The sequence below is a fragment of the Pseudomonas sp. NPDC088322 genome (genome assembly GCF_044740745.1).
Classification (GTDB): domain Bacteria; phylum Pseudomonadota; class Gammaproteobacteria; order Pseudomonadales; family Pseudomonadaceae; genus Aquipseudomonas; species Aquipseudomonas shirazensis.
Genome location: NZ_JBIURK010000001.1, coordinates 33909 through 57556 on the forward strand (window position 1 = coordinate 33909; position 23648 = coordinate 57556).

Annotated in this window: 20 protein-coding genes; 4 read left to right on the top strand and 16 right to left on the bottom strand. The window is 61.9% G+C overall.

Annotated features, from left to right (window positions below; all coding sequences use genetic code 11):
* Positions 1-18: 18 nt before the first annotated feature.
* Positions 19-2313, bottom strand: a complete 2295-nt coding sequence (locus tag ACIOAU_RS00175; protein ID WP_150572090.1) for a TonB-dependent siderophore receptor — start codon at positions 2311-2313, stop codon at positions 19-21.
* A 220-nt stretch (positions 2314-2533) separates the two neighbouring features.
* On the opposite strand from ACIOAU_RS00175, the gene ACIOAU_RS00180 reads away from it, so the two are divergent.
* Positions 2534-3214: a Fe2+-dependent dioxygenase gene (locus tag ACIOAU_RS00180; protein ID WP_103436124.1), complete on the top strand. Its 681-nt coding sequence runs from the start codon at positions 2534-2536 to the stop codon at positions 3212-3214.
* A 2-nt stretch (positions 3215-3216) separates the two neighbouring features.
* Positions 3217-3969: a tetratricopeptide repeat protein gene (locus tag ACIOAU_RS00185; protein ID WP_401179242.1), complete on the top strand. Its 753-nt coding sequence runs from the start codon at positions 3217-3219 to the stop codon at positions 3967-3969.
* A 52-nt stretch (positions 3970-4021) separates the two neighbouring features.
* Here the strand turns inward: ACIOAU_RS00185 and ACIOAU_RS00190 are convergent, their stop codons facing one another.
* From ACIOAU_RS00190 to ACIOAU_RS00210, 5 genes are all read right to left on the bottom strand, one after another.
* Positions 4022-5185, bottom strand: a complete 1164-nt coding sequence (locus ACIOAU_RS00190; RefSeq protein ID WP_101316725.1) for a type III PLP-dependent enzyme — start codon at positions 5183-5185, stop codon at positions 4022-4024.
* Between the two features lie 573 nt (positions 5186-5758).
* Positions 5759-6916: a betaine/proline/choline family ABC transporter ATP-binding protein gene (locus tag ACIOAU_RS00195; protein ID WP_101316727.1), complete on the bottom strand. Its 1158-nt coding sequence runs from the start codon at positions 6914-6916 to the stop codon at positions 5759-5761.
* Positions 6913-7566 (bottom strand): ABC transporter permease, encoded by a 654-nt coding sequence (locus tag ACIOAU_RS00200; protein ID WP_101316729.1) that lies wholly within the window; start codon positions 7564-7566, stop codon positions 6913-6915. Before ACIOAU_RS00200 ends, ACIOAU_RS00195 begins: the two co-directional genes overlap by 4 nt.
* On the bottom strand, positions 7563-8489 hold the full coding sequence (locus tag ACIOAU_RS00205) for a glycine betaine ABC transporter substrate-binding protein (protein ID WP_401179247.1): 927 nt from the start codon (positions 8487-8489) through the stop codon (positions 7563-7565). The genes ACIOAU_RS00200 and ACIOAU_RS00205 overlap by 4 nt, the downstream gene beginning before the upstream one ends.
* Positions 8490-8502: 13 nt before the next feature.
* The gene (locus ACIOAU_RS00210) at positions 8503-9189 is read right to left on the bottom strand and encodes an ABC transporter permease (RefSeq protein ID WP_219860630.1); all 687 of its coding nucleotides are present in this window, start codon (positions 9187-9189) and stop codon (positions 8503-8505) included.
* Between the two features lie 512 nt (positions 9190-9701).
* Here ACIOAU_RS00210 and ACIOAU_RS00215 point away from each other — a divergent pair.
* Complete coding sequence (locus ACIOAU_RS00215) at positions 9702-11285, top strand: peptide chain release factor 3 (RefSeq protein ID WP_101316735.1); 1584 nt, start codon at positions 9702-9704, stop codon at positions 11283-11285.
* Positions 11286-11323: 38 nt separating this feature from the next.
* On the opposite strand, the gene ACIOAU_RS00220 is transcribed toward ACIOAU_RS00215, so the two are convergent.
* From ACIOAU_RS00220 to ACIOAU_RS00235, 4 genes are all read right to left on the bottom strand, one after another.
* Positions 11324-12403 carry a polyamine ABC transporter substrate-binding protein gene (locus ACIOAU_RS00220; protein ID WP_101316737.1) on the bottom strand — a complete coding sequence of 360 codons (1080 nt, stop codon included), beginning with the start codon at positions 12401-12403 and terminating at the stop codon, positions 11324-11326.
* 57 nt (positions 12404-12460) lie between these two features.
* Positions 12461-12802 (bottom strand): cupin domain-containing protein, encoded by a 342-nt coding sequence (locus ACIOAU_RS00225; RefSeq protein WP_401179252.1) that lies wholly within the window; start codon positions 12800-12802, stop codon positions 12461-12463.
* Between the two features lie 33 nt (positions 12803-12835).
* Positions 12836-14242, bottom strand: coding sequence for an NAD(P)/FAD-dependent oxidoreductase (locus ACIOAU_RS00230; protein WP_401179255.1), 1407 nt, complete (start codon positions 14240-14242; stop codon positions 12836-12838).
* A 63-nt stretch (positions 14243-14305) separates the two neighbouring features.
* The gene (locus ACIOAU_RS00235; protein WP_150570797.1) at positions 14306-15115 is read right to left on the bottom strand and encodes a nuclear transport factor 2 family protein; all 810 of its coding nucleotides are present in this window, start codon (positions 15113-15115) and stop codon (positions 14306-14308) included.
* 234 nt (positions 15116-15349) lie between these two features.
* On the opposite strand from ACIOAU_RS00235, the gene ACIOAU_RS00240 reads away from it, so the two are divergent.
* Positions 15350-16294: a hypothetical protein gene (locus ACIOAU_RS00240; RefSeq protein WP_150570798.1), complete on the top strand. Its 945-nt coding sequence runs from the start codon at positions 15350-15352 to the stop codon at positions 16292-16294.
* Positions 16295-16532: 238 nt separating this feature from the next.
* Here ACIOAU_RS00240 and ACIOAU_RS00245 read toward each other — a convergent pair whose 3' ends face one another.
* The 6 genes from ACIOAU_RS00245 to ACIOAU_RS00270 all read right to left on the bottom strand — a co-directional run bounded on the left by ACIOAU_RS00245 (position 16533) and on the right by ACIOAU_RS00270 (position 23573).
* Positions 16533-17501, bottom strand: a complete 969-nt coding sequence (locus ACIOAU_RS00245; protein WP_101316745.1) for a peptide ABC transporter ATP-binding protein — start codon at positions 17499-17501, stop codon at positions 16533-16535.
* On the bottom strand, positions 17501-18469 hold the full coding sequence (locus ACIOAU_RS00250; RefSeq protein ID WP_150570799.1) for an ABC transporter ATP-binding protein: 969 nt from the start codon (positions 18467-18469) through the stop codon (positions 17501-17503). Before ACIOAU_RS00250 ends, ACIOAU_RS00245 begins: the two co-directional genes overlap by 1 nt.
* Before the next feature lie 10 nt (positions 18470-18479).
* On the bottom strand, positions 18480-19406 hold the full coding sequence (locus ACIOAU_RS00255) for an ABC transporter permease subunit (RefSeq protein WP_181108495.1): 927 nt from the start codon (positions 19404-19406) through the stop codon (positions 18480-18482).
* Positions 19407-19415: 9 nt separating this feature from the next.
* Positions 19416-20426 carry an ABC transporter permease subunit gene (locus ACIOAU_RS00260; RefSeq protein WP_101316749.1) on the bottom strand — a complete coding sequence of 337 codons (1011 nt, stop codon included), beginning with the start codon at positions 20424-20426 and terminating at the stop codon, positions 19416-19418.
* Between the two features lie 101 nt (positions 20427-20527).
* A complete protein-coding gene (locus ACIOAU_RS00265; RefSeq protein ID WP_401179262.1) occupies positions 20528-22126 on the bottom strand; it encodes an ABC transporter substrate-binding protein in 1599 nt (532 codons plus the stop codon).
* A 70-nt stretch (positions 22127-22196) separates the two neighbouring features.
* Positions 22197-23573: an OprD family porin gene (locus ACIOAU_RS00270; protein ID WP_181089317.1), complete on the bottom strand. Its 1377-nt coding sequence runs from the start codon at positions 23571-23573 to the stop codon at positions 22197-22199.
* Between the last annotated feature and the right edge of the window lie 75 nt (positions 23574-23648).

Here is a 23648-nt window from a genome sequence, read left to right on the forward strand (position 1 = left end):
GGCTCGGCGATTGCTGTGTCAGAAATGGAAGCTGGTGGTCAGCAACGCTGTGCGTCCGGCTGCCTGGTTGGCGAAGTGAGTAGAAAACGCCTTGTCGTAGTACACCTCGTTGGTGAGGTTTTGTACGTTCAACTGCAGATCGACGTTCTTGCTCAGCTTGTACGCAGCCATCGCGTCATAGCGCACATAACTGTCGACCATGGTGGTGTTGGCTATGTTGCCGTACACATCATCCATGTAGAAGGCGCCGCCACCCACGGTCAGCTTTGGCGTAAGGGCGTAGGTGGTCCACAGGCTGGCACTGTTGTTCGGCGTATTCGGCAATTGATTGCCGTCGTTGACCGCACCCAGCGCGCCGCCGTCGATCTGGCGGGCCTGCATGTAGGTGTAACCGGCGAACACCTGCCATTTGTCGGTGAGCTTGCCACTGGCCGAAAGTTCGACGCCCTGCACGCGGGTCTCGCCGATGTTTTCGTAGGTGGTGGTGTTGACCTGAACGCGGGCGTTTTCTTTCTCGGTGCGGAATACAGCGGCGGTCAGCGACAGGCGCTCGTCGAGCAAGTCCCACTTGGTACCGAGTTCGTAGTTGGTGGTTTCTTCCGGCTCCATGTCGCTGGCCAACAGGTTGCCGGCGCGGTCGGTGGTGTTGCCCAGCGGGTTGCCTTCGGAGCCTTCGCCCAACTGCGCGCCGGGTGGGGTTGCCGAGGTGGCGTAGGAAACGTAGATGCTGCCGTTCTCGGCGGGCTTCCACACCAGGCCCAGTTGGCCAGTGATGAACTCGCTGGTGTCACTGCCCTTGGATGCAACGCCCTTGCTGTTGACGGCGGTAGCGCCAGAGGCGGTATAGCCGCGGTACTGGGTGTCGAAGTGGTCATAGCGCAGGCCCATGTTGAGCAGCCACTGTGGCGTCAGCTCAAGGGTGTCGAACACATACAGCGCGCGGGTGTTGCTCTTGGTGTCAGTGCCAGCATAGTTGCGCGCGATGGCGCCGTTCCACGGATCGTCCGGGTTGGGATTGCTCAGGGAGGTGCAGTTGTAGCCGCTGTCAGGGCCGATCAGGCCCGGGGTGCAGGTAGATGCTGTTGCGCCGCCGGTGTTGGTATTGACGTTGTAAGACGAGCGCTGGCTTTCTTCCCGGCTCAGCTCAATGCCGGTGGAGAAGCTGTTCTTCATGCCGCCCAGGTAGAACTCGCCAAACAGATCGGTTTGGTTGGTTGTGGTAGCGGTGTTGCCAACTCGGGTGTTGGCGCGGCGCCAGACGCTGCCGTTGTTGACGTTGCCCTTGCTGTCGTCGGGCTGCGTGAGGATGTAGTCCTGCATGCTGTTGCCATGACGCAGGGTGTTCTTGATGGTCAGCGCGTCGGTCAGGTCATGCTCAATCGCGAAGGTGGCGATGTCGACCCGGCTCTTGCGAAAATCACGCCCGGTCAGGCCGTAGAAGTTGTCGCTGTCGCCACCGTCATCCGGTTTGCTCGGGTGGGCCGAGGTGCGCGCGTTGCTGCCCGCGGTCGGGATCGAATAGGGGATTCCCGAGTCCGGCAGATCGTCGCTTTCCAGGTGGTAGTAGTCAAGGTTGACCCGGGTTGGCGTGCCCAGGCCAAACGCCAGCGACGGGGCGATCCCCCAGCGGTCGTAATTGACCTTGTCGCGGCCAGCGACGTTGCTCTCGTGGGTCATCAGGTTGAGGCGCCCGGCAACACTGTCACTGAATTGGTAGTTGCCATCCAGGGTGTAACGCTGGGTCTGGTCACTGCCCCAGGTCCAGGCACCGTCCAGCGAGTTGCCCAGGTGCGCGCGCTTGCTCACCAGGTTGATGGTGCCGCCGGCGGCGCCACGCCCGCCAACAGCCGAGTTCGGCCCTTTGGCCACTTCCACCGATTCAACAGCGAAGATCTCCCGAGTTTGCGCGCCAGTGTCGCGCACGCCGTCCAGGTAGGTATCACCCTGGGCATCGAAGCCGCGGATGAACGGCCGGTCACCTTGGGGGTTGCCGCCTTCGCCGGCACCGAAGGTAATCCCCGGGACGGTGCGCAGGGCGTCTTGCAAGCTCAGCGCGTTGGTTTCCTTGATCACCTGCTGCGGGATCACGGTTACCGAGCGCGGGGTGTCCACCAGCGGCGCGGTGTACTTGGGCGACGAGGCTTTGTCGACCTTGTACTCGGTTGCGGCCTGTTCTGCCTTGCCGTTGACGCTGGTCGCGTCGAGCGTGATGGCTGCGGGCTCTGCGGCATAGGCAGACGAAGCACTGATGGCAACGCCAATGGCTGAGGCGAGCAGGCGTGGTGAACTTACAGCAGACGGCACGTGGCGCATTTTTTTATGACCTTCCCCAAGGTGTGAAGGCCGCGAAGAGTAATGTAAGCAATTGTAAGTCACAATTGAGAAATATTACCATTCGGTACAAATTTACATTCTTTACAATTTAACCCTGCATTTTCTCCGGTCTCATTCGTCAGGGCCTGGCGAAAGGGCTTGCCGTGAGTAAAAGGGAATCAATATCATTGGCGCCCTAGTCCCGACCCGGTCCATTTCCATGCTGCTGCACATCCCTAGCCTGTTCGCCGCCGATGAACTCTTGCGGATTCGTGAAGCGCTGGCGCAGGCAGATTGGGCCGATGGCAAGGTCACCGCAGGCCACCAATCGGCCAAGGCCAAACACAACCTGCAGCTACCAGAGGCGCATCCATTGGCCAAGGAAATCGGCAGCGCCCTCATCGAGCGTCTTTGGCAGACCCCGCAGTTCATGTCTGCGGCCCTGCCGCACAAGGTGTTCCCGCCGTTGATCAACTGTTATCGCGAGGGTGGCAACTTCGGCTTTCACATCGACAATGCCCTGCGCCAGCCCAAGGGCAGCGCCGAGCGAGTGCGCACCGACCTGTCAGCGACGCTGTTTCTCAGTGACCCGGACAGCTATGACGGCGGCGAACTGGTGATTCAGGACACCTATGGCACGCAGCAGATCAAGCTGGCCGCAGGCCACATGGTGCTGTACCCCGGCACCAGCCTGCACAAGGTCAACCCGGTCACTCGCGGTGAGCGCTACGCGGCGTTCTTCTGGACTCAGAGCCTGGTCCGTGAAGACAGCCAGCGGGCGCTGCTGTTCGAGATGGACAATGCCATTCAGCAGCTCAGTGCTGACCTGCCCGATCACCCTTCACTGCTGCAACTGACCGGCACCTATCACAACTTGCTGCGGCGCTGGGCAGAGGTCTGAACATGTCCTATACGTTGCGCCGCGATGAGGTCGTGGATGTCACAGCGCTGCGAGCCATGCTCGAAGCCAGCCCCGCTAAGGCCGCCCAAGCGATCCTGGCAGCGGCCGGGCAGGGCGTCAGTGAGGCGCAGTTGTTGCTGGGCCAGATCCTGCTCGATGGCCGCGGCATCGAGCAGGATCCGCAGCTGGCGCGGCGATGGTTCAGCATTGCCATCCGCGCCGGCAGCGGCATGGCGCACAACATGCTTGGGCGCTGCCTGGAGCACGCCTGGGGCGGGCCGGCCGACCTGCCTGGCGCAGCAGTGCAGTACCAGCGCGCAGCCGCGCAGGGGCTGGACTGGGGCTGGTACAACCTGGGCAACCTGCTGGCCACCGGGCGCGGTGTCGAGCTTGACCAGAAGCTGGCGCTGGCCTGCTACGAGAAGGCTGCACATCTGGGCCACGCCAAATCGATGAACCTCTATGGGCGTTACCTGGAACAAGGCATCGCCGGCCCTGCCAGCCCAGCGCGGGCGTTTCGCTGGTATAAGCGCTCGGCCGAGGCTGGGGATTTTCGCGGTATGTTCAGCCTGGCCATGGTGCTGATCGAGCGTGGCCAGTTGGGCGAGGCGCGGCCTTGGCTGGCGCGTGCGCGGGTGCAAGGCAACGTCAACTTCCTGCGCAGTGCAGTGCTGACTCTGCAAGGTGCTGGACGGTTGCTGGCTGAGGAGGCGGCAGTGTTTGCGCAGGAGCTGCGCCAGCGGGAGCTGGGCTAGCAAAGCGCTGCGTTTACATACAAAAACGGGGCCTTGCGGCCCCGTTTATGATTTACAGGTAGTAGGCTTTCAACGGTGGGAAACCATTGAACTCCACTGCGCTGTAGCTGGTGGTGTAGGCGCCGGTCGACAGCCAGTACAGGCGGTCACCGATGGCCAGGTTCAGCGGCAGGCCATACTTGTAATGCTCGTACATGATGTCGGCGCTGTCACAGGTAGGCCCTGCAATCACCACTTCTTCCATCTCGCCTTTCTTCTCGGTCCAGATCGGGAACTTGATCGACTCGTCCATGGTTTCGATCAGGCCGGAGAACTTGCCCACGTCGGTGTACACCCAGCGCTCGACCGCGGTACGCGACTTGCGCGCAACCAACACCACTTCGCTGACCAGAATACCGGCGTTGGCAATCAGCGAACGGCCCGGCTCGAGGATGATTTCCGGCAGGTCGTCGCCGAAGTCTTCCTTGAGGAAGCGGATGATTTCTTCAGCGTAAGTCTCCAGGCTGTTGGTCCGGGTGATGTAGTTGGCCGGGAAGCCGCCACCCATGTTGATCAGCTTGAGAACGATGCCGTCTTCTTCCTTCAGGCGCTCGAAGATCACTTTGACCTTGGCGATGGCGGCGTCCCAGACGCTGATATCGCGCTGCTGCGAGCCGACGTGGAAGGAGATGCCGTAAGGCACCAGGCCCAGGTCACGGGCAAGGATCAGCAGGTCCATGGCCATGTCGGTCTGGCAGCCGAACTTGCGCGACAGCGGCCAGTCGGCAGTGGTCGAGCCTTCGGTGAGAATGCGCACGTAGACTTTGGAACCCGGCGCAGCCTTGGCGATGTTGCGCAGGTCGGCTTCGGAGTCGGTCGCGTACAGGCGCACACCCTTGTCGAAGAAGTAGCGGATGTCCTTGGACTTCTTGATGGTGTTGCCGTAGCTGATGCGGTCCGGGCTGACGCCCTGGTTCATGACCTTGTCCAGCTCGTAGATCGAGGCGATGTCGAAGTTCGAGCCTTTGTCCTTGAGCAGGTCGATGATCTCGACCGCTGGGTTGGCCTTGACTGCGTAGTAGACCTTGGCGAACTCGAAACCGGCGCGCAGGTCGTCATAGGCCTTGCTGATCATCTGCGTATCGATGACCACAAACGGGGTTTCCTGCTTGTCGGCGAACGCCTTCATCTTCTGGAAGGTGTCACGTGCGAAATAATCTTCGACTTGAATCGACATGCTCAAGGACTCCATGGGCAAACTGAAAAAGAAAGTGGCTGCAAACTGAACGCCCTCCGTATCCCCACTTTGGTTCGCCTACTTCCCAAGGCATGTCGCCGAAAGCAAAAAGGCCAACCGCATGGTTGCGCCTGCTGTCTCGTCGTCAGTACTTGAGCCGGATGGATCGTTTCCAGCATGGACGTTCGGCGCGCACTTTAGGGCGTGAACCAGGCAAGATCAACAGGCAATCCCCACCTGTTCGTCGCGGATCGACGAGCAGTTACTGGAATAACCGACTCGTATTACCGACAGATGTTCCTGAGCAGGCTCAAACGTAAATAATTGTGGAACAGGCAGGGATCTGGCGGCGAACCCCTGAAAAGCTGTGTTCATTGCAGGTCGGTGATATTTCACTGCAAGAACCCGCAAGTAAGCTCTGGAGACCGTTGGTCAGTGGTTCGCTGGATCACACGTCGAGGCAGGGAGTGTTCACATTTATGGCCACACAGTCAGCGCCTGCGAGTGGCCAAAAAAAGCATAAATTTTTTGTTACTACAGCGGGGGCGCCCGATCACAGACGCCCCCGTTGATTCAGGAAGCCACCGTCTCGGCCGGGGAGACGATGCTGGTCTTGGCGCCGCGAGAGCGCCCCGAACTCAAGTAGGCCGCAATCGACTCCTGGGTCACCTCGCCAAGGAACACCTGCTCGGCGTCCAGCACCGGCAACCACGCCCGGTTGAACTCGTACATGCGCGACAACAGGATGCGCAGGTGCTCATCGTGCGAAGCGGTGGCGTTGAACTGCCGCAGGAAGTCAGCACAAGTGCCCTGTTGCCGGTGCATGTCGCGGCGGCGCACATAGCCCAGCGCCTTGTTCGCCGCGTCGGTCACCACCACATAGCGGCGGTCGTGCTCGTCGAGCAGCTCCAGCGCATCGGCCACTGGTGTTTCCGGGCTGACCGACGGCGCGTTGTCGGCGGCGTCCTCGGCGCGCACCAGCAGCAGCCGCTTGAGGGTGCTGTCCTGGCCGACAAAGTTGCTGACGAAGTCGTCCACCGGGTGCGCCAGCAGGGTATCCGGATGATCCAGCTGGAGCAGCTTGCCCGCGCGGAAGATAGCGATCTTGTCACCCAGCTTGATCGCTTCGTCGATGTCGTGGCTTACCATGATCACGGTCTTGTTCAGCGCCCGCTGCATCTCGAAGAACTCGTTCTGGATCATCTCGCGGTTGATCGGGTCGACCGCGCCGAACGGTTCATCCATCAGCAGTACCGGCGCATCGGCGGCCAGTGCGCGGATCACGCCGATGCGCTGTTGCTGGCCACCGGACAACTCGCGCGGGTAACGCTGCAAGTACTGCTTGGGTTCAAGCTTGATCATGCTCATCAGTTCGCGCGCGCGGTCGTGGCAGCGCTGCTTGTCCCAGCCGAGCAGGCGCGGCACTACGGTGATGTTCTCTTCGATGGTCATGTTGGGGAACAGACCGATCTGCTGGATCACATAGCCGATACTGCGGCGCAGGCTGACTTCGTCCAGCCCGGTGGTGTCTTCGCCGTTGATGAACACCTGGCCTGAGGTCGGTGTGATCAGGCGGTTGATCATCTTCAAGGTGGTGCTCTTGCCGCAGCCCGACGGGCCGAGGAACACGCAGATTTCGCCTTCGTTGACGGTCAGGTTGACCGAGTCGACGGCTTTGACGTCCTTGCCGTTGGCATGGAAGGTCTTGCTGAGGTTCTTCAATTCGATCATGAGCGCAGTCCTCGTGGAGTCAGGGCACGTTGCAGGGCTTGCAGGAGCAGGTCGGCGACAATCGCCAGCAGGCTCACCAGCACCGCGCCGACCAGCAGCATCGACATGTCGCTGCGGCTGATGGAAGTCAGAATAAGCACACCCAGGCCACCGGCGCCGATGGTCGCGGCGATGGTCATTACGCCGATGTTCATCACCACGGCGGTGCGCACCCCGGCGAGGATCACCGGCACGGCGATCGGCAGCTCGACCATGCGCAGGCGCTGGCCGAAGGTCATGCCGATACCGCGGGCGGCTTCACGGATGCCCGGTTCGACGTTGGTCAGGGCCAGGTAGGTGTTGCGCAGGATCGGCAGCAGTGAATAAAGGAACACCGCCGTGATCGCCGGCAATGGGCCCAGGCCCTGGCCGAACTTGGAGTAGAACGGCAGCAGCAGGCCGAACAAGGCAATCGAGGGAATGGTCAGCAGCACCGTGGCGCTGGCCTGCAGTGGGCCGGCCAGGACCGGGAAGCGTGTCATCAGAATGCCCAGCGGCACGCCGAAGACAATCGCCAGGCTGACCGCGATGCCGACCAGGGTGATGTGCTGCCAGGTCAGCTGCAGCACCAGCGCCCAGTCGAGGTGGGCAAAGGTATCGAACAGGCTCATGGCTGTACCTCTTTGTCGGCAGTGCCGGGCAGCGGGTGCTCACGCAGGAATGCAGCGGCAACCACCGACGGGCTCTGGTGTTCGACGTCGACCTTGGCATTGAGCTGGCGCATGGTCTCGTCGTCCAGTTGCTCGGCCAGCGGCTTGAGCAGGGTGGCCAGTTGCGGGTTGGCGTCGAGCACCGCTTTACGTACCACCGGCGCAGCGGTGTAGTCGGGGAAATAGTGCTTGTCGTCTTCCAGCAAGGTCAGATTGAACGCGTTGAGGCGACCATCTGTGGTGTACACCAGGCCGGCAAACACCTGATCGTTGCGCAGCGCGGTATAGACCAGGCCGGCATCCATCTGGCGGATGTTGGCGCGGCCGACCTGCAGGTCGTACAGCTCTTTCAGGCCCACCAGGCCATCCGGGCGATTGGCGAACTCGGTGTCCAGCGCGACCAGATGCTTGCGCTTGTGCTCGTCACGCAGCACCTGATTGAGCTGGCTGATGTTGCGCACCCGCGGATACTTTTCGGCGACCTTGCTGGGCAGGGCCAGGGCGTAGGTATTGCTGAACCGCGACGGGGTCAGCCAGATCAGGTCCTTTTTCGCATCCAGCTGTTTGACCTTGGCGTAGGTCGCTTCGGCACTGGTCATGCGCTCGTCGATATGGTTGTACGAGACCAGCGACACACCGGTGTATTCCCACATCAAATCGAGCTGGCCGGTTTCTTGCGCCTGGCGCGCCAGGCTGCTGCCCAGGCCGCCGGTCACGCGCACGGCAAAGCCATTGGCGCGCAGGTATTGCGCGGTGATTTCGGCGAGTACCGTCTGCTCGGTGAACACCCGGGCACCGATGCGAATCAGCGGTTTTTCCGCCGCTTGGGCAAATCCTGCCAACAGCAGGCCCGCGCCAAGCAACAAGGCGATGGTTTTTCTCATGGGTTCCCTCTACTTATTGAGCCAGACCGCGTTCCAGCCAGCGTTTGCTGGAGAAACTCACCAGCACATCCAGCAACAACGCCAACGCCGCCGTGCAGGCCGCGCCGAGCAGTAGCTGTGGCTGATTGTTCAAGGCAATGGCAGGGAAGATCAGGCTGCCTAGGCTGTTGGCGCCGATCAGAAACGCCAGCGGCGCGGTGCCGACATTCAGCGCCAGAGCAACCCGCACGCCGCCGACAATGATCGGCACGGCGTTGGGCAGTTCGACTTGCCAGAGTTGCTGGCGCGGAGTCATGCCGATGCCGGTAGCGGCTTCCTTGAGTGAGGCGGGGACGTTTTTCAGGCCTTCGTAGGTGTTGCGCACGATCGGCAGCAGGGAGGCGAGAAACAGCGCGAAGATCGCCGGGCCTGCGCCGATGCCCAGAAAACTCAGGGCGATGGCCAGTACGGCCAGGGGAGGGATGGTGTTGCCTACGTTGAAGAACTGCATGAAGCGCTCGGCTTTGTCGACCCGGTGCGGTCGACTCAAGGCAATCCCGGCGGGGATGCCCACGGCCAACGCCGCCGCCATCGAAGCCAGCACCAGCACAAGGTGCGCTTGCAGGTAAAACCACAGATCGTCGCGATAACGCGCGATCGTATCAAGGCCGATCCAGTGGATCAGCAGGGCCAGGATGACAAGCGCGGTGGCCCATCCCATCAGCCCTTTTCCGTAGCGTCTAGCCACAGGTGGACTCCTTTTCTTGTCGTCGGCGAACAGTGCTGCGCAGCGCGGCCAGTGCAGGCGGCGGGCAGAGTGATCGCGAGTAGCAGCGTGGCGCTCAGCAAAGCTGCGCGGACATGCCATGAGCCAAGCCCCGTCGGGCTCGAAAATGCAGGTATTACCAGCCCCAAACTGCAATGGTCAGCAGGGGGTGGACGTCTCCGGGGACGCAAAGGTTCCCATCTACAGCGGCAGTTGGCCAGTGTTAATCACTGGCAAGGCCAATTTATGGCGCGACAAAACAGCGGATTTATCCTCTGCAGGCGTTGAAATACCTACGCTGGGCCGCTTCGTGGACATTTGCCGGTGTGGCTGCAAAAAACTCGGCTGGTCAGGCATTGGCTGATGGCTTACGCCGCTGGGCAGGGCGCTGCGGCTGTGTTTGGGTCTATGGGCGGTTTCGGGTATAATCTGCGCCCTTTTTTCGATCCCCATTCAGGCGATTTCCCATGACCAACCAGGCCGCCGAAGTCGCGAAGCGCCGCACTTTCGCAATCATTTCCCACCCCGACGCCGGTAAGACCACCATCACCGAGAAACTCTTGCTGATGGGCAAGGCCATTGCCGTCGCCGGTACCGTGAAGTCGCGCAAGTCCGACCGCCACGCCACCTCCGACTGGATGGAAATGGAGAAGCAACGCGGTATCTCCATCACCACCTCGGTCATGCAGTTCCCTTACCGCGAACACATGATCAACCTGCTCGACACCCCGGGCCACGAAGACTTCTCGGAAGACACCTACCGCACCCTGACCGCGGTCGACTCGGCCCTGATGGTGCTCGACGGTGGTAAAGGCGTCGAGCCACGCACCATCGCCCTGATGGACGTCTGCCGTCTGCGTGACACGCCGATCGTCAGCTTCATCAACAAACTCGACCGCGACATCCGCGACCCGATCGAGCTGCTCGACGAGATCGAAGCGGTACTCAAGATCAAGGCCGCGCCAATCACCTGGCCGATCGGTTGCTACCGCGACTTCAAGGGCGTTTACCACCTGGCCGGCGACTACATCATCGTCTACACCCCAGGCCATGGTCACGAGCGCACCGAGGTCAAGATCATCGAGAAACTCGACTCCGATGAAGCCCGCGCGCACCTGGGTGACGAGTACGATCGCTTCCTTGAGCAACTGGAGCTGGTACAAGGCGCCTGCCACGAGTTCAACCAGGAAGAGTTCCTCAACGGCCAACTGACTCCGGTGTTCTTTGGTACCGCGCTGGGCAACTTCGGTGTCGACCATGTGCTCGACGCTGTGGTCGACTGGGCGCCACGCCCGCTGGCGCGCGTAGCCAACGAGCGGACCGTCGAGCCGGTCGAAGAGAAATTCACCGGCTTCGTGTTCAAGATCCAGGCGAACATGGACCCGAAACACCGCGACCGCATCGCCTTCATGCGCATCTGTTCGGGCAAGTACGAAAAGGGCATGAAGATGCGCCACGTGCGCACCGGCAAGGACGTACGCATCGGCGACGCCCTGACCTTCTTCTCCTCCGAGCGTGAGCAACTGGAAGAAGCCTTTGCCGGCGACATCATCGGCCTGCACAACCACGGCACCATCCAGATCGGTGACACCTTCAGCGAAGGCGAAAGCCTAGGCTTCACCGGCATCCCGCACTTCGCCCCGGAATTGTTCCGCCGCGTGCGGCTGAAAGACCCGCTCAAATCCAAGCAGCTGCGCCAGGGCCTGCAGCAGCTCGCCGAAGAAGGCGCGACCCAGGTGTTCTTCCCGCTGCGCAGCAACGACATCATCCTCGGTGCGGTCGGTGTGCTGCAGTTCGACGTGGTCGCCAGCCGCTTGAAGGAAGAGTACAAGGTCGAGTGCGGCTACGAGCCAATCACGGTCTGGTCGGCGCGCTGGATCAGCTGCGACGACAAGAAGAAGTTCGAGGAATTCGAGACCAAGGCCGTGGAAAACCTCGCCGTCGATGGCGGCGGTCACCTGACCTACCTCGCCCCGACCCGGGTCAACCTGGCGCTGATGGAAGAGCGCTGGCCGGACGTGAAATTCCGCGCCACGCGGGAACATCACTGATCTGATTATTGGGGCCGCATCTGCGGCCCCAATGCTGTTCAGTTACCGGCTTTGATACTGGTCCACAGGCGAGTGCGAATGCGGTCGATCTTGGCGGGCATCGCCTCCAGTGCGTATAGCTTGCCCATCACATCGTCACTCGGGTAGATCATCGTGTTGCTTTTAAGTGCAGGGTCGACCAGCGTGTCGGCCTTGAGGTTGCCGTTGGCGTACTGCACATGGTTGCTGATGTTGGCCATCACCTCAGGCTGCAACAGGTAGTTCATGTAGGCGTAGGCCTGCTTCTCGTCGGGCGCATCGGCTGGCATGGCGACCATGTCGAACCACATCGGCGCACCTTCCTTGGGGATCGAATAGCCAACCTTGACGCCGTTCTTGGCCTCTTCGGCGCGGTTCTTCGCCTGCAGCACATCGCCGGAGAAGCCAACCACCACGCACACGTCGCCATTGGCCAGGTCGCCGGTGTACTTGGATGAGTGGAAGTAGCTGATGTACGGGCGCACCTTCATCAGCAGTTCTTTGGCTTTCTCGTAGTCCTTCGGATCCTGGCTGTGGTGCGGCAGGCCGAGGTAGTGCAGGGCAATCGGCAACAGCTCGGGGCCGTTGTCGAGCACCGCCACACCGCAGCTCTTGAGCTTGCTCATGTACTCGGGCTTGAAGATCAGGTCCCAGGAATCGACCGGCGCGTTGTCGCCGAGCACCGCCTTGACCTTGTCGATGTTGTAGCCGATGCCGGTGCTGCCCCACAGGTAGGGGAAGCCATACTGGTTGCCCGGATCATTGACCTCCAGCGCCTTGAGCAGCACCGGATTGAGGTTCTGCCAATTGGGCAGTTGGCTCTTGTCGAGCTTCTTCAGGGCCTTGCCCTGAATCTGCCGGGCCATGAAGTGGTTCGACGGGAACACCACGTCATAGCCGGAGTTGCCGGTCATCAGCTTGCCGTCGAGGGTCTCGTTGCTGTCGAACACGTCATAGGTCGGCACGATGCCGCTGGCCTGCTGGAAGTTCTTCAGGGTATCGGGGGCGATGTAGCTCGACCAGTTGTAGATCTTTACCGACTCGGCGGCGTTGCTGACACAAGCGGCGAGCATCAGGGGAGCGATTAGAAGCGTGCGCATGTCCGGGGTACCTTGCTTTGTGTGTTGTTATCGAAGGACGGCAGAGGCGATCAGCGATCAGAAAATCAATACATAGCTCTTGCGCACGGTTTCTTCGATGTCCCAGATCCCGGTGCTGTTGGCCGGTAGCATCAGTGCGTCTCCGGCTTCTATGAGTAGCGGTTCGCCTCCATCAGGGGTGAAGGTGCAGCGGCCCTTGATGAAATGGCAGAACTCCTGCTGCACGATTTGCCGGCGCCAGCGCCCTGGGGTGCACTCCCAGATACCGGTTTCGACCCCATCGCTGCGTTCGACGCTGGTCACCGACGTCACGGCGACTGGCTCCCCGTGCGGCACGGCGACCGGGTTGGATTCCTCGAGTACGGCGCTGTCGGTGTGTTTGAACTGGGTGATGTTCATGACCAGTGAATCCTGTGTTGAGAAAAGGGCAAGTCAGTGCATGAAGCCTTCCATGAAGTCGGCCACGCCGCTGGCCAGGCGCCGGCGCCAGGGGGCGCTGGCGGGGTTGGCGAGGGTGCGGTCTTCATGGACGAAGCTGCGGATGATCGCGTTGTAGCCCAGCCAGCGGCAGGGCTCGGGCGGCCAGCTCGCCAGGCTCGTCAGCGGGCAGTTGTCGTGTACCCAGGGCTGTGCGGTCAGCTGGTTGTGCTGGCCAAGAATCAGCGCCGCCAGGGTGCGCCCGCCCAGGTTGGTCGCGCCTACACCTTCGCCGCCGTAGCCGCCGGCGAGGGCGATGCCGCGCTGACGATCACACAGCATGTGCGGGCGGAAGCGCCTGGCCATGCCCAGGTTGCCGCCCCAGGAATGGGTAATACGGGCGTTTTTCAGCTGCGGGAACAGCTCGCCAAACAGATAGCGGCGCAGCTCGATCTCGTGGTCCTTGAGGTTGAAGTCTTCGCGCAGGCGGCCGCCAAAGCGATAGCCACCACGCGCACCGAACACCAGGCGGTTGTCGGCGGTGCGCTGGCCGTAGGTGACCTGGCGGCTGTTCTCGCTGAAGGCCTGCCCCTGGTTCAGGCCGATCTGCTCCCAGGTCGACTCCGGCAACGGCTCGGTGGCGACCAGCAGGCTCTGCACCGGCAATTGGTGCTTGCCTAGCGGCGGCAGGCTGGCTGCGTAACCCTCCACGGCCGGCACCAGCCAATGGGCGCGGACGTTGGCATGGGCCGTGCGCACCATGCCAGGCTGCAGATCAAGCGCAGGGCTGTTCTCGTAAATGGTCACGCCCATGCGCTCGACCGCTCGGGCCAGGCCGCGCACCAGTTTGGCCGGCTGGATGGTGGCGGTGTGCGGGCTGAAGATCGCTCCGTAAGGGCTGCTAACGCGCAGCTGTGCATCCAGTTGTTCAGGACGCAGCCAGCGGTAGTCGTCTTCGTTCATGCCCTGGCGGTAGAGCTCGTCGAGGTGGGCACGCAGGCTGCGCTCCTGCTCCGGATACCGCGCTGCGCAGTACAGTACGCCACCTTTGCGGTAGTCGCAGTCGATGCCTTCATGCTGCAGCACGTTGTGCACTTCGTCAGGGATGCCATGCAGCAGGTCGATACTGGCGCGGCGCAGCTGCGGCGACAGGGTAGCGAGTAGGCGGTCTTCGCCCAGCAGGTTGCCCATCAGCCAGCCGCCGTTGCGCCCGGAGGCACCGAAGCCGGCGATGTTGGCTTCGACAATGGCAATGCTCAACTGCGGCGCCTGCTGTTTCAGGTAATAAGCGGTCCACAGGCCGGTGTAGCCGGCGCCGATGATGCACACGTCGACATCGAGGTCCTTGGCCAGGGCCGGGCGGGCGTCGAGGGGCTCGTCGAGCTGGTCCATCCAAAGGCTGATCGTGCGCCAGGGTTGCATCAGGTGCAGCTCCACATCGGTAAGGTCTGTGGCTGATCCTAGGTTGTGCTGGCGGCGGCTGTCTTACGTGCGTGCACGCAGCGAAAGTTGTTTTACGTAAGCCTTGGGCGACAGCCCGGTGTGCTCGCGAAACGCCTTGTAGAACGCCGACAGCGAGTTGAAACCGGCGCCGAACGCCAGCGCATCCATGGTGGCACCGCCGCTGCTGCCGTCGAGCCCGGCCAGCAGGTGCTGCAGACGCGCCTGGTTGACGTAGCGATAGAAGCTCTGGCCGAGCACCTGATTAAGCAGGTAGGAAATCTGATTGCGGCTGTAGCCGCTGTCCTTGGCCACTTGTTGCAGGTCCAGCTCAGGGTCCAGGTAGGGCCGCTGGCGCTGAAAGTAATGCTCAAGATCCTGTGCCATGGTGCTCAGCTGACGCGGTGACAGGCCCAGCCGGCTGGTGGCAGGGCGCAGGCCGCCGTTGCTGATGCTCTTGCTGCCCTGACGGACCAGTGTGGCGTATTCGTTGACCCGCCAGATCAAGCCGTCCTTGACGGTGATCGCCTCACTGGAGTGAAACGCAGTCAGGCCATCGCCGCCCTGCACCGTGACCTCGTACTGGATGAAAGCGGTGCAGCCGTCGACCCTGATGCGGTCACTGTGAATGATGTCTTCGCCTGCTTCACGGGGCAGGCAGGCGCGTACGTACTCGCGCAGCTCGGCATGGCCCATTACACGGTTCTGGAAGAAGTCGTGGTACTCGACGTCGGGGTGATACAGGGCCATCACCCCGTCGAGGTCGCGGTGTTTCCAGCACAGGTGATAGCGCAGCACGGTGTCGGCTGTAACGGGCGTCTGGGCGGGGCCGTCGGGCAGGGTAATCGATGTCATGGGGTGATGGTGCCGGGCCGCTCAGCGCCGGGCAAGTGCGCGTTGCCGAGGCCCCATTGCAGAAACCCTGAGTGGTATATGGCCATTCGGGTTTTATGCACGATCTTCCCTATACGTTTTTTTGTAAGTAGTTGATTTATATAGATGTCATTTTTTGTCGCAATTGGCACAGTGTCTGCACTAGTGCAAGTGCAAGCAAACGGAACCGTTGCTAACTACAAAAGGCGCTGCCACATGATTACCACTGCCGAGCTATCACCCACTGCCGCCGATGCCTCGAACCATTCGGGCGTGTCCTGGGCGGCGATCTTCGCCGGTGCCGCTGCTGCTGCGGCCCTTTCATTGATCCTGATGATCCTGGGCGCGGGCCTGGGCTTCGCTGCAACTTCGCCATGGGCCCATGAGGGCGCCAGTGCCAAGGCGTTGGGTATCTCGACCATTATCTGGCTGCTGCTGACGCAGATTATTGCTTCGGGCGCCGGTGGCTATATTGCCGGTCGCCTGCGGGTCAAGTGGGCCAATCTGCATGCTGATGAAGTGTACTTCCGCGACACCGCGCATGGCTTCCTGGCCTGGGCTGTGGCGACTCTGGTAACCGCAGTACTGATCGTCAGCATGCTCGGCAACGTCCTCAGCGCTGGCGCGCAGGCCGGTGCAGCTGCAGTGGGCGGCGCGGCTACCGCTGCGACCGCAGTAGTTGGCAAGACCGATGCTGACCCAATGGGTTATTACATCGACAACCTGTTCCGCAGCGAAGGCCCAGCGCCTGTAACAGACGACGCTGCTACCGCAGTTGCCGGTCGCATCGTTGCCCGTGCCGTAGCCAACGACGGTGCTCTGTCTGCTGATGACCGTACCTACTTGGCGCAATTGGTCGCTCAGCGTACCCGCCTGACTCAGGCCGAGGCCGAAGCCCGCGTCGACCAGATCTATACCGAAGTGCAGCAGGATGCACAGAAAGCCAAGGTAGCTGCGCAAGAAGCCGCTGATACCGCCGCCAAGGTCGCTGCCTGGACCGCTCTGTGGACCTTCATCGGCCTGCTTTGCGGCGCGTTCTTCGCCTGCCTTGCTGCCCTGTTTGGTGGCCGTCAGCGTGATCAGGCTCGCTGGATCGACGTCGACGACGCGGCTTATGTCGGTCGCCGTACCGTTCACACCAACAGCGCGCCGATTCGCTAATCAACTGAACTGACCAGGAGAACTACCATGCGCTCGATTCTGCTTTGGATGATTGGGGTACCGATCCCTGTGATCATTTTGATCGCGATCTTCATGCACTGATAAAACCGGGGGGCGCTTTGCGCCCCTTTCGCGACACAAGGCCGCTCCTACAGCTCAGACCGCGTATTTCGTTATCTCGCGGTGTCTGTAGGAGCGGCCTTGTGTCGCGAAAGGGCTGCAAAGCAGCCCCAGCTATCTAAAGAAACTGCTCCGCGTAATGACACGCCACCTGCCGCGTCCCCACCTGCCGGAACGCCGGCACCTCCTTGCTGCACCGCTCCGTGGCATACGGGCAACGCTTGTGAAAGGCACAGCCATCTGGTGGATTCAACGGATTGGGCAGCTCACCCACAATCCGAATCTTCGGCTTCAACGGGTCTGGATGAATCGCCGGCGTCGCTGACAACAACGCCTGGGTATAAGGGTGCAGCGGCTTGTCATAGATATCCGCCTTCGGCCCCATCTCCGCAGGCCTGCCCAGATACATCACCAACACCTGATCAGCCACATGCCGCACCACCGCCAGGTTGTGCGAGATGAACACGTAAGCGGTGTTGAATTCCTTCTGCAGGTCCATGAACAGGTTCAGCACCTGGGCCTGGATTGACACATCCAGCGCCGATGTCGGCTCATCCGCCACCAGCACCTTTGGCTGCAGCATCATTGCCCGGGCCAGGGCAATGCGCTGGCGCTGGCCACCCGAGAACATGTGCGGATAACGCTGATAATGCTCCGGTCGCAAACCCACCTGCTGCATCATTGCCTGAACCCTCTCGCGGCGCTCCTGCTTGCTCAGCGAGGTGTTGATCAGCAATGGCTCGGCCAACTGGTCACCAATCTTCTGCCGCGGGTTGAGCGAGGCATACGGGCTCTGGAACACCATCTGCACATCACGGCGTAGTTGCTTGCGCTGCTCCTTGCTGGCGCCAGTGACTTCGGTGCCGGCGATCTGCAACGAGCCGGCAGTGGGTTCTTCGATCAAGGTCAGGGCGCGGGCCAGGGTCGACTTGCCGCAACCCGACTCGCCGACCACCGCGAGGGTCTGGCCCGCTTCGAGCTCGAACGACACGCCATTGAGTGCCCGCACCAGGGCATGGCCCTTGAACAGGCCGCGAGAAACCTGGTAATGGCGGGTAAGGTCACGTGCGCTGAGTACGGCAGTCATCACGCCACCTCCTGGTTCAGTGGATAGAAGCAGCGCGCCAGGCTCTGGTTCTTGGGCTCGAGCGCTGGTCGCTGCGTGCGGCAGTTGTCGCGCACATACGGGCAGCGCGGCGACAACAGGCAGCCCTGCGGCCGGTCGTAGCGGCCGGGGACGATGCCGGGCAGGGTGGCCAGGCGTTCGGCACCGATGCTGTGCTCGGGGATAGCCGCCAGCAAGGCTTCGCTGTAGGGATGCGCGGGCACGTCGAACAGTTCAGGCACCTGACCAACTTCAACGGCCTGGCCGGCATACATCACGCAGACCCGCTTGGCGGTTTCGGCCACCACGGCGAGGTCATGGGTGATCAGGATCAGCGCCATGTTGCGCTCCTGTTGCAGGTTGACCAGCAGCTCCATGATCTGCGCCTGAATGGTCACATCCAGCGCCGTGGTCGGCTCGTCGGCAATCAGCAGCTTGGGCTCACCGGCGATGGCCATGGCAATCGCCACACGTTGACTCATGCCGCCGGAAAGTTGGTGAGGGTAGGCCTGCAAGCGGCTTTCGGCAGCCGGAATCTCGACTTTTTCGAGCAGCTCCAGGGCCCGTTGCCGGGCCGCTTTGCCTTTCAGTCCAAGGTGCTGGCGCAGTACTTCTTCGATCTGGAAGCCGACCGTGTAGCTGGGATTGAGCGCGGTCATCGGGTCCTGAAAGATCATCGCGATGTCCTTGCCGACGATCTTGCGCCGCTGGCGGCCACTGAGCTTGAGCATGTCGGTGCCGGCGAAGCTCATGGTGTCTGCGGTGATCCAGCCGGGGGCGTCGATCAAGCCCATCAGGGCCATCATGGTCACCGACTTGCCCGAGCCGGACTCGCCGACGATGGCGACGATCTCGCCGGCATCGACCGCCAGGTCCAGGCCATCCACCACCGGCACTGCCGAGGCATCGCCGAAGCGCACATTGAGGTTGTTGATCTGCAATAGTGACATGGCGTGGTCCTCAGGCGGCGTTCTTGAGTTTCGGGTCCAGCGCATCGCGCAGTCCGTCGCCCATCAGGTTGATTGCCAGCACACTGAGCAATATGGTCAAACCGGGCAGGCTCACCACCCACCAGGCGCGTTCGATGTAGTCGCGGGCCGAGGCCAGCATGGTGCCCCACTCAGGCGTTGGCGGTTGCACACCCAAGCCAAGAAAGCCCAGTGCTGCGGCATCGAGGATGGCTGAGGAAAAGCTCAAGGTCGCCTGCACGATCAGCGGTGCCATGCAGTTCGGCAGCACGGTGACGAACATCAGCCGCGGCAGGCTGGCGCCGGCCAGGCGGGCAGCGGTGACGTAGTCGCGGTTGAGTTCGCCCATCACCGCGGCGCGGGTCAGGCGCACGTAGGCCGGCAGCGAAACGATGGCGATGGCGATTACGGTATTGATCAGGCCAGGGCCGAGGATCGCGACGATGGCCACTGCCAGCAGCAGCGAAGGCAGGGCCAGCATCACGTCCATCAGGCGCATGATCGACGGCCCGAGAATCCGCGGGAAGAACCCGGCCAAAAGGCCGAACAGCACGCCCGGGATCAGCGAAATCACCACCGACGACAGGCCGATCAGCAGCGACAGGCGCGCGCCCTGGATCAGCCGCGACAGCAGGTCACGGCCAAGCTCGTCGGTGCCGAGGATGAACTGCCAGGTACCGCCTTCGAGCCACACCGGCGGGGTCAGCAGGAAGTCGCGGTACTGCTCGCTCGGACTGTGCGGTGCAACCCATGGCGCGAACAGCGCGCAGAACACCACCAGGGTCATGAATGCCAGGCCTGCGACCGCGCCCTTGTTGCGCGCGAACGCTTGCCAGAATTCCTTGTACGGTGACGGGTACAGCAGGCTTTGATCGACCGGGCTGGGCGCGGTCACGGTGTTGCGTGTATTACTGCTCATGACGGGGCCTCAGCGCTGGTGACGGATACGTGGATTGGCCAGGCCGTAGAGAATATCCACGACGAAATTGACCAGAATGACCAGGCAGGCGATCAGCAGGATGCCGTTCTGGACCACGGGATAGTCACGGGCGCCGATGGCTTCGATCAGCCATTTGCCGATGCCCGGCCAGGAAAAGATGGTTTCGGTCAGGACCGCGCCTGCCAGCAACGCGCCGACCTGCAGACCGAACACCGTCAGCACCGGGATCAGCGCATTGCGCAGACCATGCACGAACACCACCCGCGCTGGCGACAGGCCCTTGGCGCGGGCAGTGCGGATGTAGTCCTCGCGCAGCACTTCGAGCATCGACGAACGGGTCATGCGGGCGATTACCGCCAGTGGAATGGTGCCAAGCACGATGGCCGGCAGAATCAGGTGCATGAGCGCATCCTTGAACGCGCCTTCTTCGTCACTGAGCAGGCTATCGATGAGCATGAAGCCGGTCCGCGGCTCAATATCCAGCAAGGGATCGATGCGCCCGGATACCGGCGTCCAGCCAAGGCTCACCGAGAAGAACATGATCAGGATCAGGCCCCACCAGAAGATCGGCATCGAGTAGCCGGCCAGAGAAAGCCCCATCACCCCGTGATCGAACAGCGAACCGCGCTTGAGGGCGGCGATCACGCCGGCGAGCAAACCGACGACGCCGGCGAAGAACAGCGCCGCCAGGGCCAGTTCGAGGGTCGCCGGGAACAGCGTGGTGAACTCGCTCCAGACGCTCTCGCGAGAACGCAGCGATTCACCCAGATCGCCCTGGGCGAGCTTGCCGATGTAGTCCAGGTACTGCACCGGCAGCGGCTTGTTCAGGCCCAGGCGCTCCATGGCCTGGGCGTGCATTTCAGGGTCGACCCGGCGTTCGCCCATCATCACTTCGACCGGGTCGCCGGGGATCAGGCGAATCAGGGCAAAGGTCAGCAGAGTGATACCGAAGAACGTCGGAATCAGCAGGCCCAGACGTCGGGCAATAAAACTCAACATGCTTGGTGTACCTCATCAGCCGGCCAGCCCGCCATCGGGGCGGCTGGTCCGGATTGCGCCGCCGGCTCCCGTGCAGGCTGCCAGCGGTCATTGTTGTCGTGCTACTCCACCCGGGTTGTGGCGAAGTTATTGTTGGTCAGAGGGTTGAGCTGATAACCCTCCACATTCGCACGCATGGCCGTGAACACTTTCGGATGGGCCATGCTGATCCAGGGTTGGTCGCCATCGTACACCGCCAAGGCCTTGAAATAGAGGTTTGCCCGTTGATCTTCGTCGATCACGGTGCGCGCCTGACTGATCAGTGCCTGAAACTCAGAGTTGCACCAGCGTGCATAGTTCTCGCCGCTTTTGGCCGCATCGCAGCTGAGCAGCGGAGTGAGGAAGTTGTCCGGGTCGCCGTTGTCGCTGCCCCAGCCTGTAGAGACCAGATCGGCCTCGCCGTTTTTCGCCCGGCGCAGCATCTCAGCCCACTCCATCACGCGGATTTCAAGCTTGATGCCGATCTGAGCGAGGTCTGCCTGGAGCATCTCGGCAGACAAGCGCGGGTTGGGGTTGGTCGGGCCGCCGCCGTTGCGCGTGAACAGGGTGAGCGCGGTGCCGGGCGGCACTCCGGCCTCTGCCAGCAACGCGCGGGCCTTGTCCAGATCACGAGGTGGGTTGTGGTTGTCGGTATTGAAGCCGGACATGCTTGGCGGATAAGGGTTTACCGCCATCAGCGCGTTGCCTTTGCCGAACAACTGGTCGACATGCGCCTGGCGGTCGAAGGCCAGGTTGATCGCGCGGCGCACGCGCGCATCGCTGAGGTATTTGCGCTGGGTATTCATGGCGATATAGCCGGTGACCAGCGCTTCCAGCTCTGCCACCTTCAGGCGTTTGTCCTGCCTGATCAAAGGCACATCGTCAGGCTTGGGATGCAGCGCGACCTGGCATTCGTTGGCGTGCAGTTTCTGGACCCGCACGTTGTTGTCGGTGGCGATCACGAATATCAGCGGGTCAGCCGGCGGCTTGCCGCGGAAATACTCCGGGTTGGCCTTGTAGCGCACCTGAGCATCCTTGCGATAACGCTGGAAGATGAACGGACCGGTACCGATCGGCTTGCTGTTGAGCAGGTTGGGGGTGCCGGCCTTGAGTAGCTGATCGCCATATTCGGCGGAGTAGATCGAGGTGAAGGCCATGGCCATGTCACGCAGGAACGGCGCTTCCGGCCGATTGAGGGTAAAGACCACGGTGAGCTGATCGGTCTTCTCGACCGACTTGATCAGTTTGCTGAACGCCATGCTCTCGAAGTACGGATAACCGACACTGGTCTTGTTGTGCCAGGGATGGTTCGGATCGAGCTGACGGCGAAAACTCCAGAGCACGTCGTCGGCGTTGAAGTCGCGCGTCGGCGTGAAGTAATCGGTGCTGTGGAATTTGACTCCTGGGCGCAAGTGGAAGGTGTAGGTCAGGGCATCGGCACTGATCTCCCAACGCTCGGCCAGCGCTGGCTGGATATCGGTGGTGCCGGGTTTGAAATCGACCAGGCGGTTGAACACGGTTTCGGCCGAAGCGTCGGCAGTCACTGCGGTGGTGTACTGAACGATGTCGAAGCCCTCAGGGCTGGCCTCGGTGCACACCACCAGTGGCTTGGCCGCAACGTTTGCCGCTGCGGCGAGGGTCAACAGGGCTGCCAGGGCAGCGCGTAGGGATAGAGATGTCATGCAACCTCCCTGCTATGAATGATCCAGCGTAGCCGCCACGGCCGGCCTCAGCGAGCCGCGGCGGCTACGGTCAAAGGATGTTGAAAGGGATGGTGGTGACGATGCGCAGTTCATCCAGGCTGCCGTCGGACTGCGCCTTGCTGGCCCGGTGGGTGGTATAGGTAGCGCGGATGCTGGTGTCTTTCAATGGGCCGCTCTGCAGCACATAGCTGCTGCCGACACCCCACTCGTAGTGGGTCTCGCCGTCCAGACCGCGCACGTCATAGGCCGTACCGCGGTAGTGGGTGCCGTCGATGCCCCAGCCGCGGGCGTTGTACAGGTTGAACTTGAGTCCGGGCACGCCGTAATAAGCCATGTTCAGGACATAGGCCAGCTGCAGCGATTTCTCGTTGGGGCCGTTGAAGTCCGAGAGTAATGAGTTGGCCAGGTAGATGCCGTTGGTTTCATGCAGGTAGTCGAAATACTCGTTGCCCATGACCTGCTGCCAGGACGCCGTCAGGCTGTGCGCCTGATGAGTCAGTCCCAGCGACAGGCTGTAAGTGTCGTTATCGATTTTACCGAGCTTCTTGCGGCCTTCGTCCTTGGTTTTGTAGTAGTGCAGGGCGCTGGTCAGGCTCAGGCTAGCGCTGTCTCCCAGCACATGGTTGGCGCCGAAGTAGTACTGGTTCCAGAAGTCATCCACCTTGGCCGCGTACAGGCTGGCGCTCAGGTTGGGCAGCGGCTGATAGTTGAGGCCGACGGTGCTGGCGCGGTCGGTTTCCAGGCCAGCAGCGCCATACTCGCTGCGGAACTTGCTCAAGCTTTGTTCGGTACGGGGCGAGACTCGGTCGAAGCTGGCGAAGTCGAACGAGAGCTTGTCGAATTCGGCGCTGTGCAGGCTGACGCCTTGAAAGCTCGAGGGCAGAGCACGGTTGCCGATGCTGGCCAGCATCGGTGTATCGAGCGACTGGCGGCCCGCGGTCAGGGTGGTGTTGGAAATGCGCGCCTTGATATTGGCCAGGCCGGCTTTGCTCCACTGGTCGAGCGGGTCGCCATTGCTGTGGGTCAGGGTACGGTTGTTGGGGCCGGCCACCGAGCGGCGGTCGCGCTCCAGGGCTACAGCGTTGTAGGCCGCCACTTCTGCGGCGAAGCCGACGGTGCCCTGGGTGAAGCCTGAGCTGTAGTTGAGGATGCTGCCCTGCAGCCAGTTGCTGCGGCTATGCGTGTCGTGGCGGCTGCCGTCGCTTTTGCTGTACTTCCACAGCGGCGCGCGTGCTGCGCGTTCGCGGGCATACCAGTTGCGGGTGCTGCCGGTGACGCTTTGGCCGTCGAAAAAGCCACTGGCGTCAGCCTGGGCACTGGGCCTGAGCTTCAGGGTGAAGAACTCATCGCCGAGCGTGTCGGCCTGGGCGACCGTGCAGAACGCACCTAGCGACAGTGCCAGTGCAGTGGTTACGGGTAGTTTCATGGCTACAGCTCCATTGTATTTTTAGTTATCGCCGCGCCTTGTGAGCGCGGGGTGGTTGCGGTGTTGCCGGAGGAC

What these genes read in the sequence shown, in the direction of transcription:
- ACIOAU_RS00175 (WP_150572090.1), bottom strand. Translation starts at nt 2,313, where the DNA reads ATGCGCCACGTGCCGTCTGCTGTAAGTTCACCACGCCTGCTCGCCTCA.
- ACIOAU_RS00180 (WP_103436124.1), top strand. Translation starts at nt 2,534, where the DNA reads ATGCTGCTGCACATCCCTAGCCTGTTCGCCGCCGATGAACTCTTGCGG.
- ACIOAU_RS00185 (WP_401179242.1), top strand. Translation starts at nt 3,217, where the DNA reads ATGTCCTATACGTTGCGCCGCGATGAGGTCGTGGATGTCACAGCGCTG.
- ACIOAU_RS00190 (WP_101316725.1), bottom strand. Translation starts at nt 5,185, where the DNA reads ATGTCGATTCAAGTCGAAGATTATTTCGCACGTGACACCTTCCAGAAG.
- ACIOAU_RS00195 (WP_101316727.1), bottom strand. Translation starts at nt 6,916, where the DNA reads ATGATCGAATTGAAGAACCTCAGCAAGACCTTCCATGCCAACGGCAAG.
- ACIOAU_RS00200 (WP_101316729.1), bottom strand. Translation starts at nt 7,566, where the DNA reads ATGAGCCTGTTCGATACCTTTGCCCACCTCGACTGGGCGCTGGTGCTG.
- ACIOAU_RS00205 (WP_401179247.1), bottom strand. Translation starts at nt 8,489, where the DNA reads ATGAGAAAAACCATCGCCTTGTTGCTTGGCGCGGGCCTGCTGTTGGCA.
- ACIOAU_RS00210 (WP_219860630.1), bottom strand. Translation starts at nt 9,189, where the DNA reads ATGGGATGGGCCACCGCGCTTGTCATCCTGGCCCTGCTGATCCACTGG.
- ACIOAU_RS00215 (WP_101316735.1), top strand. Translation starts at nt 9,702, where the DNA reads ATGACCAACCAGGCCGCCGAAGTCGCGAAGCGCCGCACTTTCGCAATC.
- ACIOAU_RS00220 (WP_101316737.1), bottom strand. Translation starts at nt 12,403, where the DNA reads ATGCGCACGCTTCTAATCGCTCCCCTGATGCTCGCCGCTTGTGTCAGC.
- ACIOAU_RS00225 (WP_401179252.1), bottom strand. Translation starts at nt 12,802, where the DNA reads ATGAACATCACCCAGTTCAAACACACCGACAGCGCCGTACTCGAGGAA.
- ACIOAU_RS00230 (WP_401179255.1), bottom strand. Translation starts at nt 14,242, where the DNA reads ATGCAACCCTGGCGCACGATCAGCCTTTGGATGGACCAGCTCGACGAG.
- ACIOAU_RS00235 (WP_150570797.1), bottom strand. Translation starts at nt 15,115, where the DNA reads ATGACATCGATTACCCTGCCCGACGGCCCCGCCCAGACGCCCGTTACA.
- ACIOAU_RS00240 (WP_150570798.1), top strand. Translation starts at nt 15,350, where the DNA reads ATGATTACCACTGCCGAGCTATCACCCACTGCCGCCGATGCCTCGAAC.
- ACIOAU_RS00245 (WP_101316745.1), bottom strand. Translation starts at nt 17,501, where the DNA reads ATGACTGCCGTACTCAGCGCACGTGACCTTACCCGCCATTACCAGGTT.
- ACIOAU_RS00250 (WP_150570799.1), bottom strand. Translation starts at nt 18,469, where the DNA reads ATGTCACTATTGCAGATCAACAACCTCAATGTGCGCTTCGGCGATGCC.
- ACIOAU_RS00255 (WP_181108495.1), bottom strand. Translation starts at nt 19,406, where the DNA reads ATGAGCAGTAATACACGCAACACCGTGACCGCGCCCAGCCCGGTCGAT.
- ACIOAU_RS00260 (WP_101316749.1), bottom strand. Translation starts at nt 20,426, where the DNA reads ATGTTGAGTTTTATTGCCCGACGTCTGGGCCTGCTGATTCCGACGTTC.
- ACIOAU_RS00265 (WP_401179262.1), bottom strand. Translation starts at nt 22,126, where the DNA reads ATGACATCTCTATCCCTACGCGCTGCCCTGGCAGCCCTGTTGACCCTC.
- ACIOAU_RS00270 (WP_181089317.1), bottom strand. Translation starts at nt 23,573, where the DNA reads ATGAAACTACCCGTAACCACTGCACTGGCACTGTCGCTAGGTGCGTTC.